Annotated in this window: 12 protein-coding genes; 5 read left to right on the top strand and 7 right to left on the bottom strand. The window is 59.7% G+C overall.

The window, feature by feature from the left end; all coding sequences use genetic code 11:
- Positions 1–311 precede the first annotated feature (311 nt).
- The 3 genes from QFZ23_RS18205 to QFZ23_RS18195 all read left to right on the top strand — a co-directional run bounded on the left by QFZ23_RS18205 (position 312) and on the right by QFZ23_RS18195 (position 6,323).
- Complete coding sequence (locus QFZ23_RS18205) at positions 312–2,681, top strand: hypothetical protein (RefSeq protein ID WP_306925051.1); 2,370 nt, start codon at positions 312–314, stop codon at positions 2,679–2,681.
- A 1,186-nt stretch (positions 2,682–3,867) separates the two neighbouring features.
- A complete protein-coding gene (locus tag QFZ23_RS18200; protein WP_306925049.1) occupies positions 3,868–5,034 on the top strand; it encodes a hypothetical protein in 1,167 nt (388 codons plus the stop codon).
- Positions 5,034–6,323: a hypothetical protein gene (locus QFZ23_RS18195; RefSeq protein ID WP_306925047.1), complete on the top strand. Its 1,290-nt coding sequence runs from the start codon at positions 5,034–5,036 to the stop codon at positions 6,321–6,323. The genes QFZ23_RS18200 and QFZ23_RS18195 overlap by 1 nt, the downstream gene beginning before the upstream one ends.
- A 24-nt stretch (positions 6,324–6,347) precedes the next feature.
- On the opposite strand, the gene QFZ23_RS18190 is transcribed toward QFZ23_RS18195, so the two are convergent.
- From QFZ23_RS18190 to QFZ23_RS18165, 6 genes are all read right to left on the bottom strand, one after another.
- On the bottom strand, positions 6,348–7,205 hold the full coding sequence (locus tag QFZ23_RS18190; protein ID WP_306925045.1) for a hypothetical protein: 858 nt from the start codon (positions 7,203–7,205) through the stop codon (positions 6,348–6,350).
- Positions 7,202–9,796 carry a DEAD/DEAH box helicase family protein gene (locus QFZ23_RS18185; RefSeq protein WP_306925044.1) on the bottom strand — a complete coding sequence of 865 codons (2,595 nt, stop codon included), beginning with the start codon at positions 9,794–9,796 and terminating at the stop codon, positions 7,202–7,204. Before QFZ23_RS18185 ends, QFZ23_RS18190 begins: the two co-directional genes overlap by 4 nt.
- Positions 9,789–11,450, bottom strand: a complete 1,662-nt coding sequence (locus QFZ23_RS18180; RefSeq protein ID WP_306925042.1) for an Eco57I restriction-modification methylase domain-containing protein — start codon at positions 11,448–11,450, stop codon at positions 9,789–9,791. The genes QFZ23_RS18185 and QFZ23_RS18180 overlap by 8 nt, the downstream gene beginning before the upstream one ends.
- Positions 11,447–12,094, bottom strand: coding sequence for an N-6 DNA methylase (locus tag QFZ23_RS18175; RefSeq protein WP_306925040.1), 648 nt, complete (start codon positions 12,092–12,094; stop codon positions 11,447–11,449). The genes QFZ23_RS18180 and QFZ23_RS18175 overlap by 4 nt, the downstream gene beginning before the upstream one ends.
- Before the next feature lie 840 nt (positions 12,095–12,934).
- The gene (locus tag QFZ23_RS18170) at positions 12,935–13,576 is read right to left on the bottom strand and encodes a hypothetical protein (RefSeq protein ID WP_306925038.1); all 642 of its coding nucleotides are present in this window, start codon (positions 13,574–13,576) and stop codon (positions 12,935–12,937) included.
- Positions 13,577–13,906: 330 nt separating this feature from the next.
- The gene (locus QFZ23_RS18165) at positions 13,907–15,001 is read right to left on the bottom strand and encodes a LysM peptidoglycan-binding domain-containing protein (protein ID WP_306925036.1); all 1,095 of its coding nucleotides are present in this window, start codon (positions 14,999–15,001) and stop codon (positions 13,907–13,909) included.
- 374 nt (positions 15,002–15,375) lie between these two features.
- Between QFZ23_RS18165 and QFZ23_RS18160 the strand changes: the two genes are divergently transcribed.
- Positions 15,376–15,810, top strand: a complete 435-nt coding sequence (locus tag QFZ23_RS18160; protein WP_306925034.1) for a thioredoxin family protein — start codon at positions 15,376–15,378, stop codon at positions 15,808–15,810.
- Positions 15,811–15,925: 115 nt separating this feature from the next.
- On the opposite strand, the gene QFZ23_RS18155 is transcribed toward QFZ23_RS18160, so the two are convergent.
- Positions 15,926–16,204 carry a putative quinol monooxygenase gene (locus QFZ23_RS18155; RefSeq protein WP_003804267.1) on the bottom strand — a complete coding sequence of 93 codons (279 nt, stop codon included), beginning with the start codon at positions 16,202–16,204 and terminating at the stop codon, positions 15,926–15,928.
- 103 nt (positions 16,205–16,307) lie between these two features.
- Here QFZ23_RS18155 and QFZ23_RS18150 point away from each other — a divergent pair, with 103 nt between their 5' ends.
- Entirely contained in the window at positions 16,308–17,981 is a 1,674-nt protein-coding gene (locus tag QFZ23_RS18150; RefSeq protein ID WP_306925031.1) for an AMP-binding protein, read from the top strand.
- The last annotated feature ends 36 nt before the right edge of the window (positions 17,982–18,017 follow it).

Here is an 18,017-nt window from a genome sequence, read left to right as displayed (position 1 = left end):
CTACACGAATGACTCTTCCAAGCCTTCCCGGGGGTCTATTCAACCGTGACTTCTTTACGTTTTTGCTGAAGTTCTTTGGAAGCAGCTGCCAAGGTGTATCACGGGCAATCTCCTCGCTGTCGAGCTCGAGCGAGCATACGGTACGGTGCAACGACTTCGTGTCTTCGTTGCCGCGCTCAAAGGGCCACAAGGGTCGACACATTCCCTCACACTAGTCGGTGCGACTCGGCTATGAAATCCTGCCGATTCACCCATGCAGGTGAATACTGGTCTGAGCGGCGGGAGACAACCTTTATTTTTGGTGGGGGAACGTGGTTAAGAAGAAATGGCAGCCAGTGTTCTGCGGCGGATTGCTTGCCGCTCTTGGGTTTGGCGTAATGCTGGGGTTCTGGTCTTCGGGAGGACATGCGGACGGGGTTCCCGGTCTACTTGACTATCGAGGTGCCACATGGGGAGATGGCCTTTTTCTGCCAGTGCTTGCTGCCTCACTGGTGACGCTGATTGGCAGACTTCCTGCGCCCGCTGATTTTCGCGTTCGCGCAAGCGCCGGGATTATGGGAGGGGTGGCAGGCTTGGCCGTCATCGTTCAATGGCTCCTCGATCCGTCACCGGGGCTCAACTGGACTATGCCCGGTGCACACTACCTAAACTGGCCGGGACGCTGGCACGCCGCTTTCCTTGTTGGCGCATGCGCGACGTTCGGGTGGCTTTGGGGGGACTTCTTCGACCGGCTGCGTCGCTCCTTCAAGGAGTCTGCGACTGCCATCAGCGGCAGGAGCGCTCTTCGTTCAGGAGCCTTTGCTTGGGTGATCGGATCGTCGCTGGCGTTTGGCGCAGCAGCCGGTCTTGACAGCATCAATGTCGGTACGACGAGGGCAGGTCTGACTTCTCTAGCGTTCCTACTTACCGCGTTGGTACTCGTTACGGCGGCTTTGGTGTGGGCTGCCCGTGGCGAAATTGTGGCGGCTGGGCTTCCGACATTGGTCGGCGGGATACTGTTCTTGGCACTGATGGCTGTGTCAATGCTTGTGCCGCCAGACCTTGTGGTCATACTTTTTGTGGTGTCGGCAGCTGCCTTCGGGCTCGCTGTCGCCCTCACGGCCGAACTGAATCTCGGGAGCGGGGATAGGCCGTGGGTCTTCAATAAATACCCTAGTAAGGGCGCCGCTTCCCTTGAATTGCTTGCTATCCCGGCGCTATTCGTGCTGTTGCCGATCGGCTCTTCAAGCATCAGCGCAGGAAGGGTGAATCAACTGCTGCCCCTTGCAGGTCTCCTGCTTGCCGTTCTTCTTTTTGTATTCATTGTGCGGGGTTGGCGCAGGGGCGAATGGCGGCCGGGTAAGGATTACCCGTGGATTGCGATATCGATACTGTTTGTGCTGGCCACTGCGGGTGTCTTGCCCTTGCGGCAAGTGAGCGGAACTAATGACGCTGCTACGTCCGTGTTCTTTGCTTTGCTCGCGACACTGTTGGCCGGTCCCACCATCAAGCTCTGCCAAGTAGATGCTCAAGTCCTGGTGAAAATGGAGTGGTCGCAGGAGTACCTCGAGAATGGTTCCAAGCACACTGCCCGTCAGAAGCCTGTCGCTTGGTGGCTGCGGGTGAGGCTGGCGGCCTGCACTGTTGCCGCGATGTGCTCAGTTTTTGGCCTTACCATCCTTACTGCCCGCTCAGTGGGGTGGAGCGGAAATGAGCAAGACCTACCTCTCTCACATGGCCTCTGGCTCGGAGCCGGGCTCGTAGTCGTCGGTCCCATATTCCTGATTCATCAGGTAACCCGTTCAATATCGCTGGGAGAGACTGAGATCGGACTTAGTAGACGGACGAAGATCGCGACGGCAGCTATTTGGACCTTTTCGGGCTGCGCTCTTGTCTACAACGTTTTTTCCCATGCCGAGATATTTGATTTGTGGGCTGCCTTCCAGAGTTCGTGCGTTGCTTTGTTCGCGGGAGAATGCGTGCTCAGCAACGGTCTGAGACTTGGCCTTCAACGATTGACTATGACCTCCACAATAATGGTCTCTTCCATAACCTTGGGAATTTTCTCAGTGGCGTATTGGACTTTAACCATGGGCGTCGGCACTACGATAGCGCCAGTATCAGTCGTCCAGTCGTTTGTTGCACTTATGGTCGGCTATGGGATTGTAGGCCTCCTGACAGTCGTCGCAACGACGACTGTTTATGGCGAGGCAGGGGTACCAAATCGACCTTTAGCGGAACGTTTCGGGAACGCTGTACAGAACGCGCTCATGCTACTGCCAATGTGGATGTTGCTATGCTGGCTGCCACGTACTATTAGTGCTCATATACCGGAGAGGAGCGAGGATCTTCACCGGTGGGTGGCCATTGGACTGATCTACGTAGGGTTCCTCGCTCTGTATTGCAAGGCGTTGGTTTGGCTCACGGAGACCAACGACATCCATGTGGGCAGTCATCTTGACCACATGAAGCTAGCGGTTCCCGCTCATTTCCACCCTCATGCGAGTCATTGGATAAGAATAAAGTCGCTCCGGGGTCGCATAGCTGACTATTCGTTTCGAAATGACGGAGGCACTCCTGAGGAGCGACGCGGACGTGCCCTTAGTACTCATACGGCGATGCAGAATGTCTTAGCATTCTCACTGGTGGCAATCACAGTTCTTGGTGCATTTTGGCTTTTTCCCGTGGAGGTGGAAGCCTAGGGACAGAAGAGCTGCTGGAGCACGAGGTTATGCGACTCTGCTAGTCGGATGCGATGGCCCTCAGCTAACTGGAGACCCCCGATGACAAATTGCGGATTCTTGAGCAGTCTTCAGCTTGTGCAACCCGCAGGGGACGGGCGACAAAGGTCCGCTAAGGACAACTGGTTCCTTCCTTAGCAGAGTTCATGCGGGATCGACCAAAAGTCCGGGGTGAAGAGGATGGTGTTATACCTTTCACCGGCTGTTGAGGCCGCGCTCTAGGCGAGTTTAGTGCCTTTGGCGACCAGGGTCAGGGATTGTCATTGCCTACGAGCACTTCTTTGCAGGCCTTGGTGAGTGATTGGGGTGAGGGAGGCCGTGAAGGCTTCGTGCGGGGCTATGGGAGGCCGTCACGAGCCTTCAAGGTGCAGGGTAGTTGTCCTGTCCACGAGTCCCAGCTCGACCAAGACTGGAGGGCGGGGTTGTTCCTAACGGGGGTGCTGGCACACGAAGAAACCCGGTCAACACTGGGGGAGTGGACCGGGTTTCCATAGACGATTGTACACTCTCAGTTCCCCCTTTTAGATGGCTGTTTCCTCATGGATAGAGCGCCAAGCGGTTAGCTCCCGTCCAGGGCGGGACACTCGCTGTCTGTGGTGGCAAGTATTTCCTGGGCGGATAGATTCCTCCCCAGGTTCGCGCCCGTTCGAGCCGGTGAACGCGTTGCGGTGGCGGGAATACTGCACGCTGTGGAAGACAGAGATCAGGTGCTCAGCCCTAGGAACAATGGGAACGACTGGCCCGCCTACCAGGGTCGATTGCTCCGCCCTCGTCAGGACCCAGGGAGAGCGCTACTAGCTCCGTGGAACCATCCGCATCCTTGACCCGCAGAGCGCACCCGCGCACACGGGCTGTGATCATGTCAGAGATCAACTCAGACGGGGCATGGTCCAACAGGCCGTCTGCAGATCCAGCTTTCGAATGTCACGCACCGCTGCTAATTGCTTTTTTGGGCCTCGCGCCGCTCGCAGGCTGCTATAACTTAGTGCAGGGGCCAGTGACGCCTCACTCAGCGAAGCATATGGGGGTATTTGGCGTGGAGGGTATCAATCTTGGGCTCAGGTGTCAGGATGTTCATTCTGGAGTTCGCAACGTCGACCCGAATTCCCCACTCCTAGGTCCCCTGAATGACACTCGCACTGTTGGTATGGCCGCGACCGTTGCAGGTCTAATACGAGGCCGTGACGTGATTCAGGACGGCCAAGCCCTCATGACTGTGGCCGCCGCGCAGCTTGACGTAAACATGTTGTCTTTCGATTCCGTGATACGGGTACTGGAAGACGTGGGTTTTGTTCAAGGCGTACAACGGACCGGCGGAAAGATCACCTCGTTCACGGAGAATGTGCCTTATTACGAGAGCCTCTACGAACGCCTGGGGGAGTCTTGGAAAGAGCGCCAGCCGACCGATATTGAGCAGCAGCTGCTGACAGTCGTTGATGGACTCTCAGGGGCCCCTGTGCCCGTCGATGACATCGAGAATAAGTACGGCCTGGACCGCTCCGATTTGAAGCACGTCATGGAGGTGGCCAAAGGCGGCGGACTGATCCAAGTTTTGAAAACTCGGGACGGGGATATCGCCTACTCGCCGTTTTTTGGCTTCGAGAATCCTGAAGTCCTGAGCGACCTCGTCAATGACCACGGTAGTGGTCAGCTGAGTGATGAATTTGATGCTGTTCGAAAGCATCAGGGTCTGGCAATCTCCAAGGAAAAGTATCCACTGATTTCCGATGCCATTGCGCGTGGGTTGGTAATGGCTCCGGCAGTGCAGCTTCCAAGCGGCACTACCCAGGCCTTTGCTGCACTGCCTTACGTGCCAGATAAGAGGCTGCTCACCACGCACAAGGCCATTCTGGACAAGGCATTGACTGTGCTTGCTTGTCTGCGCTGTGCGGAGTACGACGGAGGCCACAACAACCTCTCACAGAGTGCCCTTGTCTCCGTGATTAACAAGTTGTTGGACAAGAACCGAGGCTTCCTCTCACCGCACAGTTCCCACGAGCGGCAGTACAACCTGATGTATCGTGGTGGGCTCATAGTTTTCGATCCGGATAGCAGGCCTGGCGGTAACTGGAAGGTGCCGCGCTTTGTTGATACGGAAGACAACCGAGCCGCTCTGATTCTCGCTAGAGATCTAATAACGCATGGAGAGGGCGTTGAAACGCGGGTAAGCGATCAGGACGCACGGAGTGCCTTGGACGCTGGCAATGCGTACGTCGCCCCTATGCAAATGATGTACCGCAGCCGAGAGAGCGCGATGCAAGATCCGATGCACTTCTCGCAAATATTCGAAGCAGCAATGGGACGGTTTGTATAGTGTCTGAGCTTGATCTGGGGCTTAAGGTGGGAACTCGACGCCTTTTTTGGGATATGGGATTGTCAACGCGTTTGGACGTGGAGCTGCGAGGGCACAAAGCCGCCAACCAACGCGGAGGCGCTCAATCTTTCACCGATCTAGACGTCCTGGGAATCTCCATTTCACCCGATGTTCGCCTGACCACACTCATAGCCGATTGCAAGACGAGCAGGCGTGACAGCACCTCGCGCATGTTTTGGGTTAAGGGAGTCGCTGACTTCTTTGGGGCGGACCATGCGTATCTGGTTCGAGAACACGAAGTAACTGACGCTGCGAGGCAATTGTCGGCAAGGCTTGGCATTGGTATTCTCACGAGTCCTGAGCTTGAAAGACTCCAAACTATCCACGATCCAAGTCCCAATAGTGATTCCGCGGGCCTCGCTGTCCTTTTTGATCGCCGGGCCGTGGCTAACCACCTCAGTGCATTCAACGGTTTGAACAGCAAACTCAATCATTTGCTCGACTTCAGCCAGTTCGATTACTGGGTGAACGCGTCTCACAGAAATCCGACGCAGCTTGCGGCCCACATGAGCAAAGCTAGCAAACTTCTTAACCCAGGGGATCCAGCACATCGGGCTGTGGTCCTTGATCTATGCTGGCTTTACCTGCTGAGTCTGACGCGTATTACTGGATACGTTCGCGGGGGCTTTCTTGGCGACCCCGACAGGGCAGTCCAGGAGTATCTTTTTGGTGGGCCTTCGGGACTGGAAGAGAAAAGGGTAACAGCTGCTCTCCTAAACCGTGCGCGTCCTGCAGGCACACAGGAAATGGGACATCTGCCTTCTTATTATCGACCAATGCTTGAATTGGTTACGCGGCTTCTCAAGCGTCCGCAGCACCTCCAAGCCTCTCTCCGATATATCGAAGTGGCCACCGCATTCGCTACGGCTGCGGACGTTGGCCCAGTCCCTCAGGCGCTCAAACAGGGGACCTTTGACCCAATCGCAGCAAAGCTTGCGGCTGATGTCTGCGGGTTCATTACCGACATTTGTGGTCTCGACCCTAAGTTTCGATTCCATGCGCGTCGAACGTTGCTGGGGGAAGAGCCCTCGGCTGCACCGACGCTGAGCGCTGCACCAAAAGGCCAGCCCTCGAAACTCGAACCGAGCGGCACACGAATGCCACAACCTGGGTCTGCTGCGAACAGGAGCCACCCGCAATTGTCGCTTCTCGATCTGGAAGACTGGGAGCCCGACAGAAACTACGAACATGAGCATGAGGAAGACGTGGCCGAAAGTCCGGACGATTAACCGGGCTTCCGAGTGAGGTTCCGGTCAGGGCTTAGGCCCCAGTGCTGCCTGCATGAGTTCCTCAATGAAGGCCGTTCCGAGGCGATATCCGTCTGCTTTCTCGATGAGAAACTTCAGCGTGGCCTCCCGCATAGCACCTGCCGTCCCGGAACTTGGCCAGTCTCGCCGTTCAACTAGTTCCGTGGCCAACTCCGCGAAATGGGATGGGAATATTTGCTCGTACTCATAGGCAGTTCTCTTGGCCACCCTGCCAGCCTCGGTATAGGCCATCCGAAAGCCCCAGCTGTCCACCAGGTCGTCAGAGATTGTCAAGGCTATTGACTCGGCGATCGCCCGTCGTTTTTGTACCGATGCGCCCCTGAATTCGCGGGATGCAGCGAGCTTGGCTTCGAACTTGCGCAACTGCTCGTTGCGTACCTTTTGTGCCTCTTCCAGCTCTTCGCTGGATTCCTGAGACACTTCTGCTGTGGCTTCGGAGAGCTTGTCCCACAACTCGTCATGCCAATCTGCACCGGCGGTCCATTCGAAAATGAGCCCCTGCGCTGGCCACTTCAGGGTCAGAACCTCGATGTCGCCCTCATGAAAACTGGCTTTAGTTATGATGCGCTCGACCTTGCGCGGGAGCTCATTTCTCTCTTCGTCTGTCATCACAGAACGGAGCAGCTCTGCGCAGAACCTGGTTTCGCTAACTGAGACGAAGGGGGCTTGGACGGCTAAGGCTATGGCCAGGGCAGCATCGAGTGCAACGGTGGCTGCACCAAGCACCACATCGGACTCATTTTTGAATTCGGCATCCGCGACGAACAGCAGTCCCTTGTCCGCTGCGGCAACGGGAACGTGCTCGGCTAGGGCGGCCAACTCAGCCGAAGTGTAAGTCGTCATGATGCCGACGGAAGCGCTTCTCGGCGATCGTGTTCCATCTTCACCTCTACCACTGTGTCGTAAAGCCCGAACCGCCGCAGTCCCTGGTGGGACTCGATGCCGGTATAGGACAGGGATGCGTCTTCATAGCGACGGAAAGCGAAGACTGCTTGGTTCATATGAGTTGCGTTGAAGACACCTAGTGAAACAAGCAGATGGAAGTCATCGACCGTGAGGCCAGTGACGGCTTTGAACAGCTCGGGCTCCAGCTTGGTGATTACGTCGCGAAGGGTGTTCTCGCGGTAGTCCGTGAGATACATAAATGCTGGGATCCGTGTTGCGAATTTGATCAGCTTCTCTTGAATCTGTTTTCTCTTGGACTTGTAGTCCTTTTCCTCGGCACTGAGCTCCTTCTTCTTCGTGGGAGTAAGTGCGTCGCCGTGCTCTTTCTTCGTGCTGTTGACCGACTCGCTCTTGTTTACGACTGTTTCGAAGATTGAGCTTCCCAGAGCACGGAAACCTTCGATGTTCATAACGGCTTCCATGGCTGCCTCACTATTCATGATCTTGCGAAGCGTCTCGTTGTCGACGTTAACGAGGACTGCGGACTCCCATTTGCGTGCCAATAGGGTCGCCGACGTCCCGGCCATGGCAATGTCGAGGATCCCTCCGGCATCGACCTGGGTCATGTTGGAGCCGTCGTAGGCCAATACGGGCAGAAAGCTGACGAGTTCCGCGACAGCATGCTCAGGGTTGATGGCATCCGGAGTCAGTCCGTAACCGTAGTCGGAGATCTGACGTAGGGCTCGGGTGGGAGCGAAGTCGAAGACGAAACATGCTGGTTTCAGGACCACTTCTTCGCTGGGATCGTCACCGTTTGGATTCTTGATGGACCATGGGGACTGCACTCGAAAGGCTGCCTGGAAGTAGGTCTCTGGAGAGTTGAGGCTGCGTAACATGAGGATCGAGGACCACTGCTTTACTGTGACGCCGGTGGTCAGCTTGCCGCACGAGAGTGTGATCGTCTTAGTAGCATGACCGTCCCCGATGGCCTCGCGAACAGGTGGAAGTGCTGCCAAACCGATACCGGCATGAGGCCCCGCCACTGTGAGTACCTCGTAGTCGTGCCAAAAGACATTCTGTCGCTCGGCCAGAAGGTTGGCCATCGCCTCACAGGCGGCAACGTTGGGCAAGAACCAGAACGAGTGCTGAAGATATGGCAACAAGCGCGCGTCGGAGTACGGGAACGGAGGACGACTACTTAAGTGCATGGCGTCGACCTGGGTGGGCAAGTACGAGCCGCGGATGATGTCGAGCCACTTCTGCACGTCGCTCTTGTGCTTGAACTCCGCTGCGGCGCCCGATCCCTCGGCTTCGAAGAATGCGTTGAGGTCGAACTCGTCAAACTCTCCCTGGTTCGCAACGGCGACGATTTCGTCGGGCATCTGGTAGGTAAGCAGACGCATCTCCGGTAACGCACCGTAGGGGTTCCACTCCGCGGGATGGGCTTCGGCGTACTCAACCTTGGCACGCTGCTCGTCCGTATAGGTCCAGTTGAAGATCTGTTCCTCGATGAACTCCCCAGTCGCCAGCGCCTTGAACGGGGTCCCCGAGAGGTAGAGGTATGCGCGTGTTGTGATGGGGAGAAAGTCGTCTTCGGCGTTGCCGAGCTCATCGAGTTCCTCGTCGAACGTTGCCAGCGCATCCTGGCTCAGGGCTGCAAGCTCCTTCTTGGCGACCGTCGCGTCCTCGCCCTCGAAGAGCTCTTTTGCGCTATCTCGCCAGGCGCCGAAGTGGTACTCGTCGAATATCACAAGATCCCAGTTGGTGGCATGCAGCCACTCGTTCTTAGCCTTGATGGCACCGGTTTGATTGTCACGTCCCAACAAATCCTGGAACGACCCAAAGTACACCAGGGGACGGCCTGAGTCCGCCGATTCGAAGCCATGAAAGGTCGATGTAGATAGGTACTGCCAGCCGTCGAAGTCGGCATGCGTTTCGAGATCGCCCTTCCAAGCATCTGCCACGGCGGGCTTGAAGGTCAGTACGAGCACCCGGCGAGCCTGGAGCTTTTTTGCGAGGTGGTAAGAGGCAAAAGTCTTGCCGAAACGCATCTTCGCATTCCAGAGGAAACGCGGCACGGCGTCGGGGTTCTCGTTCCAGATCTCGCGGTAGTAGCTGTAGGTCTTCTCGACGGCACGTACCTGTTCGGGCCGCATTATGAAGGTCTCGTGATGGGTGCCGGTCACTGCCACACCGGTGCGCAGCTCAGAGATGGCAGTCAGCACGTCCGCAGGTGAGCAACGCACCCATTCCCGAGAGGAGCCCAACCTGGGATTGGCGAACCCCTTGTCAATGAGACGCTGGCGTACGTCGCTGTCGCGGAAGAGTGAACCATCCTCGCGCTCAGCGAGCACATCAGCGTGCAAGACGTAGGGGTGCTGCATCTGCCCTTGGGACTCGCGAATCCGCTCGTTCACGTCAGACTTTGTGGTCTGACCAATTTTGATCAGTCCGGTGTAGTCAGCCGGGGGGTGGAGGGGCGACCACGTGTAAATCCTCAGCCGAGCCGTCGGTTTCACCGGCAACAGCTCGTCAATGCTCTTAGTCATCGTCGCCAGCATCATGGTCGGCATCAAACAGGTCGCCATCATGCGCAGCGACCTGAGACTCGATGAATGCGATCTCGTCCTGAGTGAGACCGTAGCGCTTGTAGAGTGACGCATCGCTCCACTCCCGATCCAACGAAACATCCGGCACAAACGCGTACACGTTCCTCGGAGCGTCCTGCGTGGACTTCCGCAACGACACCAGGAACCGTACGAAACGAGTCCGCAAGTACAAGGCGTAGCGCTTCGCCTCGGTCTCGGACCCAAAGTGTCCTGCAACGAGGTAGCTCTCGGTGCACGCGGTGCCAGGTCCGGCGATGATGGGCTTCGAGAGGAACTTCGTCTCGACCGCGGCGCTCGTTCCCTGGACTCGAGTCATGAGGACCTTCCACTCATCGATCCACCCATCGTTCACCGGGATATCCGAGCGGTCGATCCAAGTCACCTTCCGCGATCCAAAGAGCTGGACAGGGTCCTTTAGGCCCAAGCGCGTCTCTTGACCGTGTACGAACGTGCGCAACCCGAATGGCTTTTGGCTCGAGACCCGAGCATCGAGAGTGGGTTCGCACTTGGCATGGACTTTGTCGAGGATCGGGACGGCTTCGTTGCGGCGCACTAGGACGTCATAGGTGTCGAGGTCGCGGGCGACAGGTTCGCCGATGAGCTGTCCGTCCCACATTGTCTGGATGGTGCAGGGGCCGTCGTGGTCGCGGTCCCAGAGGAAGTAGGAGACGCCGCCGCGGATCTTCACCCCGGGGAAGGCCTCGTAGAGCTTGGGGTAGTCCACGATGCTCTGGATTCGGCGATCGCCCAGCATCTTCCTGCGGTATTCATCGAGGCCCTTGCCACCGGCGAACCAGCGGGAGGGGGTGACAAAGACCGCGAAGCGCGGATCAAGCTCGAGGGCTTTCTCGACGAACATCTGGTAGATCGGCGCTGCCGAGGAGCCGTGGCCGCCGTCGCTGAGCTGGTAGGGGGGGTTCCCGATGATCACGTCGAACTGCATGTCTTCTCCGAACAGCTCGGCGGTGCGAGCTTTGACGTCGTTTGTGTGGATGAGGGCGTAGGCGTGGGTCTCCAACTCGGCGCCACGCTCGTAGTCTTTTTCGTTGGCTCCGCAGTAGATGCATTTACGTGTGGTGTCGACGCTCTTCTCGTCACCGCTAAGCGGATCCCTCGGGGATTCGCGTTTGCCGCCGCCCCAGGTGTGCTCGGTGCGTTGGAACCAGATGTTGCCGTCCTCGGTAGTAAAGGACTTCGCTACCGAGTGCGGGCCGTTGGCATATCTGGAGCAGTAGACGCTTCGCCGCGCGAGGTAGCCCGTCAACTCGGTGATGGCGATGCCGTAGACCTGCCGCGTAAGAATGTGATCTACGCGCTCGTTGAGGTCTGGGATCGTGGGGTCCAGCCCATCGGTCAAACGGCGGACGATCTCGCGAAGGAAGACGCCGGACTTTGTGAACGGGTCAAGGAAGGTCGCCGTTGGGTCAGCCCAGAGGTCGGCGCCGCCATGCGCCTCCGACCAAGCCGTCGCAAGCATGTCGAGCATCCTGTTGGCCATCTCCGGCGGCGTGAAGACCTCGTCGTTGGAGAGATTGGCGATGCAGGTAAGGACATCGGGGTTGTGGGATTGCAGTACCAGGTGCGCCTTGCTCACGCGGTGGCCTGTTCGGCGAGTTGATGGACATTCATCGTTGGGTGGGTTCGTGTCGGCGTGAAGAGGTCCTCTTCGGCAACCTCGCCGAAGAGGGTGCCCTCGAATGATGCTCGTTGGGTCAGATCTGCGTATCGGAAGTCTCGACGTTGGTACTTGCCCTTCCCGAGATAACCCCACTCAGGGAATGTGATGGGTTGGCCGTTGGGAAGAGTCATACTTAGCGCGTCGCCCTGGACGATGTTGGCGGCCAGCACCCAGCGGGCGGCAAGCGCCCATTCGTTGTCTGCCTCAACACCAAGGTAACTATTGAAAACCGCAGCAAGGTTGTCGCGACAGTCCTGAGCGTTATCGGGCAAGAGCTCTATTCCATACGTGCACATCAGCGAGAAGAGAGCATAGTGGCGCTTCTCGAACTGGCTCTTAGCGTGCTTGGCTTGCACCGTAATGAGCTTATGCAGCAGGACCGGTATCAGGAAGTTACCCGAGCCGCAGGCTGGCTCCAAGACTCTGGCGTCGATCCGCTCGGATTCATCCTTTACGAGCCTCAGCATGTCCTCGACCATCCACGCAGGAGTGAATACCTCGCCGTGGTCGGCGACCCGTTGCTTGGACTTGACCAAACTCTCTGCCTCTTTGAGACTCATTGCCGCTCCTTTGGCTGGTGCTCCTGTCTCCTTAGGTTAGGCGATCCAGTCCAGCGCAAGTTGATTAGCCGCTGTCGTTAGGCTCGCTCTCCGGCCCGGAAGCCCCTCCCATAGGGCGAAACCAGAGGGGGGCTACATCCTGCCCAAACAAGAGTGCAAGAGGGGCTGGTCTGTCGGCCATGTATGGTGCCGCAGCAACGGCGTTGATTCCGTACCGGGACGTCCCCACGACCCAACGTTGACCCTTGGGTGGTCCCCGCGGGTCCTCATAATCTTATCGGCATCCGTGTCTCGTTCCTGAGCGGAACAACTGCGCATGAATGTCGGGACAAGCCGTCGCAGTGTGGACAAAGTGTAGACACACTCATGATCACGAGCCGGTTTGAAGTACCACCGAATGGACTGTCAAGCGCCTCTGGGCTGCAACGACAGAACTAGACATCATTGAGTGGCAGTGGTCAAAACCCGGGCACTGTAACTGTAAATCAGCTGGCAACGCCTACGGGGGTTCGAATCCCTCATCTGCCACCAGCCAGTAATGGCAAGGAATTTAGCCCTTCCGGGATCTCTTACGAGGTTCCGGAGGGGCTTTTTTCATGCCCGTCATGCCCGGTGATCGCACCTGTGGGATATAGGACAAAACGTGTGTAGATCCCGGGTGCGTCAGGGCCGTGCAGGAACGAAGCACTCCCTCCCTGGCTCGGGGTGCCCATCAACCAGCCAAGGAACGCCTCCAGTTCCACGAGGCGGCTCACGACAGGGCGTTCACCCGAGCGGCTTGCCCCACATTCCAGACACTTCATCGATCTATCGGGCGGGCTACCTGGGGCTGGTGGCCGCCTATCCCTGAACGGGGATGGCGTCTTCACCCGACCCTTCTTTTGAAGGCTGCACGGAGACTCTTGTGAACTCGGTGGGCAGGTCAACGTCAGTGGAAGCAAGGATGATCTTCGCTCGTCCGGCAACTCCAGCGTCATTCAGGTTGGCGTTGTACAACTCGGACCCCTCGTCGTTCAAAGCGCTGCCCGTCGCGTGGTCCAGGACCCGGCCGTCCGGCGCTTTATATTCAAAATCGTTACGGTAAGTCGGTTTCCACATTTCGATGGCCTGCCGGACGGCGCTGAAGGTGTACTCACGGCCTTCCCTATCGAATGCGTTGATCTGGGACATGTTCACCACCTCTGTGCCGTTGCGGTTATCCACATCCGCAACGACGTACGTCACCGGCTTGCCGCCGGTCTTCTTCCGGTAGGCCTCAAGCTTTGCCAGTGCAGGTTCTGTTACTGGTGTGGGAAGTTCGAACTCGATCTTCGCTCCAGACTGCGTTTTGAGTTCAAATTTCGCGACCGGCAGTACGGTGGGCGTGGCCTCAGGAGAGGCGATCTCACTGCCCGCGGGCGTACCGCCGGTCGGCGGGTTGGTGGGCGCGGAGCAGCCGGTGGTGAGCATGATAAGAACAAGCGGTGCGAGTAGGAGTTTCACGGTCCCCCCAATATCCGAAATGCGCTGTGGGGCACACTCTACTCATGCAGTGACCCTTGGGCGAGAGCAGCTGCCAACCCGGCTCTATCGGTGTCGCCGGTTAGCGTGCGATTCGAGGTGAAAGCAGCGCACATAGTGTAGATCCCCTCGGCCAACGTCCGCCGCCAGGAACACAATGGCCGTCCCCATCAGGGGCCATTCGGCGAGGTCCCGATAGCGTCGCTGCGTCATGGCCACGATCTTACGGACGCCCGTGCGGGCGGTCCCGTTCCCGGCCGGGATTTCCGTGGTGGTCCCGGCCGGGCTTTGTGCTCTGTTTCGGTAGTCCGGTCAGTTCAGCGCAATGACAAGCATCTGGGTGGTGCCCGGAATGCAGGTTTGCAGGACTGCCCGGGGGAAGCCGCCGAACACCGCAGCGACGTCGTTGGTGGTGCCGGGGTTCGGTACCTGGCTCCGGGCCGAGACCCGGTACGAGCCGTAGCCCGGAATGTCGACGCGCTCACCGACGCTGATTCCTGAGAACCGGGCCCAGCCGCCACAGAAGTCGTGCTCGGTGATGAAGAGCGAGTATCCGTCGGTGGGCGTGAAGTGGATGGGTCCGATGCAGCTGTCCACCATCGCCTGGCCGCCGGCGCCAGCCACATAGATGGTCCGCACCGCAGGAGCCGGTGCAGGAGCCGGTGCCGGTGCAGGAACCGGTGCGGGCGCCGGGGCCATAGCGGGAGCTTGTGCCGGTGCCGGTGCGGACACTGCGGGGCCGCTGAGCTTGAGCATCTGGCCCGGAACAATGATGGAGCCGGGTCCAAGGCCGTTGGCTGTCAGCACACCGCCGGTACTGACATTGAAGCGCGCCGCGATGGAACTGACCGTGTCGCCGGCAACCACCCGGTAGGTGGTGGGCTTGGGTGCAGGAGCCGGCGCAACCTTGTGGACGGTTGCAGTTTTCACGGGTGCCTTCACTGTCGCCTTTGGTGGCTTGGCGGTCGCCTTCGTTAGCGGCTTGGCAGCTGCCTTCGAAGGTGCTTTTGCTTGCGCTGTTGTGGCGGGGGCTGCCGCTACCGCCGTGGCCGGCGCGCTGGCGTTCGGTGCGGCCGACGTGGACGAAGTCGCGGGCGCCGGTGGTTCGGCGGGCGCCGGTTGGCCGACGACGGCCGGTTGGCCGACGGCGGCCGGTTGGCCGACGGCGGCCGGTTGGCCGACGGCGGCAGCCGGGCTCCCGCCGTCGGACGCCACCAGCGCGCTGACGCCCGCCCCCGCCGCCAGCACGGCAGCGGACACCGCTGCGGATATGAGCAACACCCGGGCAGCGGGCCTTCTGGCCAGCGGTCCATGCCTGCCCCGGCTTGGCCTGACGAAGCTTTCCGCTTCCGGGTCGCTGTCCTGGCCAGAGGTGATCTGGGGATCTGGCGTCTCCTGATGGTTCATGGCGGGCCCTTGATTCGTGCGCAGGCGGTGTCCGGATGCGCGGCGGACGGTGACGCGCAGATACAGGAGGCGCTCGGGCCCACGGGGCGGAGCACGGCATGTGGGGCGCATGACCGCTATTCATGAGTGGCGCACGCCCGCGAACGTGCCGGCCCCAGCCTGATTCGAGTGTAGGAAGCACCACACGGGTGCTGCACGAGTAGGGAATACCTGTTTTTCTGGGAGCGGGCACTTGTTTCCCCCATATGGCACATTGCTGCGCGAGCGGCCGGGCCTGAGCGGCGCACGGCCGGCAGAATATTCCCGGTGACGCGGGGAGCGAACAAGGCGCTATCGCGCGGGACTTACGGACATGGCTCGCGTACGGTTGAACCATGGCTACCGTTGACATCACAGGTGAACAGTTCGCATCGACCATCGAGGGCAACGACATTGTCCTAGTGGACTTCTGGGCCGAATGGTGTGGCCCCTGCCGCCAGTTCGCTCCCACGTACTCCGCGGTGTCGGAAAAGCACCCGGACGTCGTCTTTGCGAAGGTGGACACGGAAGCGGAGCAGCAGCTGGCAGCGGAGGCGGGCATCTCCTCGATCCCCACGCTGATGGCGTTCCGCGAGAAGGTGCTGGTCTTCTCACAGCCGGGTGCGCTGGGCGCCCCGCAGCTCGAGCAGGTCATTGACGCCGTCAAGGCCCTCGACATGGAGGAAGTCCACGCCCATGTGGCCCGCTCCCAGGCCGAGGCCGCCGCAGCCGCGGGCAATAGCAACAAGGGCTCCGGACCCCAGGACGGCTCGCAGATCCCCGAGTTTTAGCCCTTACCCAAAAAGCAACGCGGGGGTCACTTCGCACCCAATGAACCGAGGTTATTTGGGCGCGAAGTGACCCCCGCGTTGCTTTGTAAGGGGAGTTGCTTTTGTAAAGGGGGACCTAGAGGCGTTCCACCTGGACGGGTTCGGCCAGGAGGGCGCTGAGGGATTCATTCAGGTCCTGCAGCGCAATGCCTTTGGAGTGCGCGTCGAGGGCCTCTTCGGACTCCCACCGCTCGGTCAGGACCAGCTTCTCCTCCGTCGCCTCGGTGAGCTCGTACCGGATGCAGCCGGGCTCGTTGACTACCTCGTCAATGGCGATTTCCAGGGCGAGCTTCACGCGGAAGAACTCGCCGTCGTTGGGGATGAACGTGGCCTGCAGGTCGATGGGTGCACTCATGGATTTCACAATACCGGCCGGCGTGAGTGCGCCCGGACCGGTCACGCCAAACGGGCCGGCCGTATTGCTTCTCTTGCACCGGGCTGCTTGATAGCGTGCCATCATGCGCGCTTACACCGCCGGGGACGCGGACGTCCCCCTGCTCGAGGAGACCATCGGCGAGAACTTTGAGCGCGTGGTGGCGCAGTTCCCCCTGCACGATGCGCTGATCGAGGCTGCCGCCGTGCCGGGGGCGGACGCCCGCCGATGGAGCTACACCAAACTGAACGACGACGTCGACCGCCTCGCCCGCGGTCTCCTCGCCCTGGGCGTCGCGAAGGGTGAGCGGATCGGCATCTGGAGTCCGAACTGCGCGGAATGGACCATCCTGCAGTATGCCACGGCGAAGATCGGGGCGGTCCTGGTCAATGTGAATCCGTCCTACCGCAGCCACGAGCTGGAGTTCGTGGTGAAACAGAACGGCATGCGGATGCTGGTCACGGCGCCGTCGGACCGGAACAGCGACTACGTGGGGATGGCACGCCAGGCGCTCACCGGTTGCCCGGACCTCCGTGAGCTCGTGTTCCTGCCCGACTTCGAATTAGAAGGGCTCGACGCCGGCGTCCCCTTGGGTGAGCAGGAGCTCACGTACGCTGAGCTGCTCAAGCGGGCGGACGCCGTCGGGCATTCCGAACTGAGGGCCCGCATGGCGGCCCTCGATCCGCACGATCCGATCAATCTGCAGTACACGTCGGGAACCACGGGCTTCCCCAAGGGCGCCACGCTGACGCACCACAACATCCTCAACAACGGGTACTCCATCGGCGAGCTGCTGGGCTATACGGAGCATGACCGGGTGGTGATTCCGGTGCCGTTCTACCACTGCTTCGGGATGGTGATCGGCAACCTGAACGCGCTGAGCCACGGTGCCGCGACGATCATCCCGGGACGCGGGTTCACGCCGGCCGCCGCGCTGGAGGCGGTGCAGGATTTCGGCGGCACCTCCCTGTACGGGGTTCCCACCATGTTCATCGCCGAGCTCGCGCTGCCCGACTTCGCCTCGTACGACCTCTCCACGCTTCGCACCGGGGTGATGGCCGGTTCGCTGTGCCCCATCGAGGTGATGAACCGGGTGATTTCCGAGATGAACATGAAGGATGTGGCCATCTGCTACGGCATGACCGAGACGTCGCCGGTGTCCACCATGACCCGCGCCGGGGACACGCTGCAGCAGCGGACGGAAACCGTGGGACGGACCATGCCGCGGCTGGAAAGCAAGATCGTCGACCTGGCAGGGGAAGTTCTGGAGCGCGGCGAGATCGGTGAACTATGCACCCGCGGCTACGCAGTCATGCAGGGGTACTGGAACCAGCCGGACAAGACTGCCGAGGCCATCGACGCGGACGGCTGGATGCACACTGGCGACCTGGCACGCATGGACGACGACGGGTACGTGGTGATCGAGGGCCGAATGAAGGACATGGTGATCCGCGGCGGCGAGAACATCTACCCGCGCGAGATCGAGGAGTTCCTCTACACGCATCCGTCCATCCAGGATGTGCAGGTGATCGGGGTGCCCGATGCAAGATACGGCGAGGAGCTCATGGCCTGCATCATCCTCAAGCCCGGGGCCGAACCTCTGGACGCGGCGGCGGTGGCCGAGTTCTGCCGGGGCAAGCTGGCTCACTACAAGGTGCCCCGCTACGTCGACGTGCGCGACAGCTTCCCCATGACCGTGTCCGGGAAGGTCCGCAAGGTTGAGATGCGCGAGGAAGCCGTCGCCCGGCTGGGCCTCTGAGCGCGAACGGACACTTGTGGCCCCGGAAAGAGGGGC

It is taken from the genome of Arthrobacter globiformis, assembly GCF_030818015.1.
GTDB classification, from domain to species: Bacteria; Actinomycetota; Actinomycetes; order Actinomycetales; family Micrococcaceae; genus Arthrobacter; species Arthrobacter globiformis_C.
The sequence above is the reverse complement of the archived record's forward strand: the minus strand, read 5'-3'. Positions and strand labels throughout refer to the sequence as shown.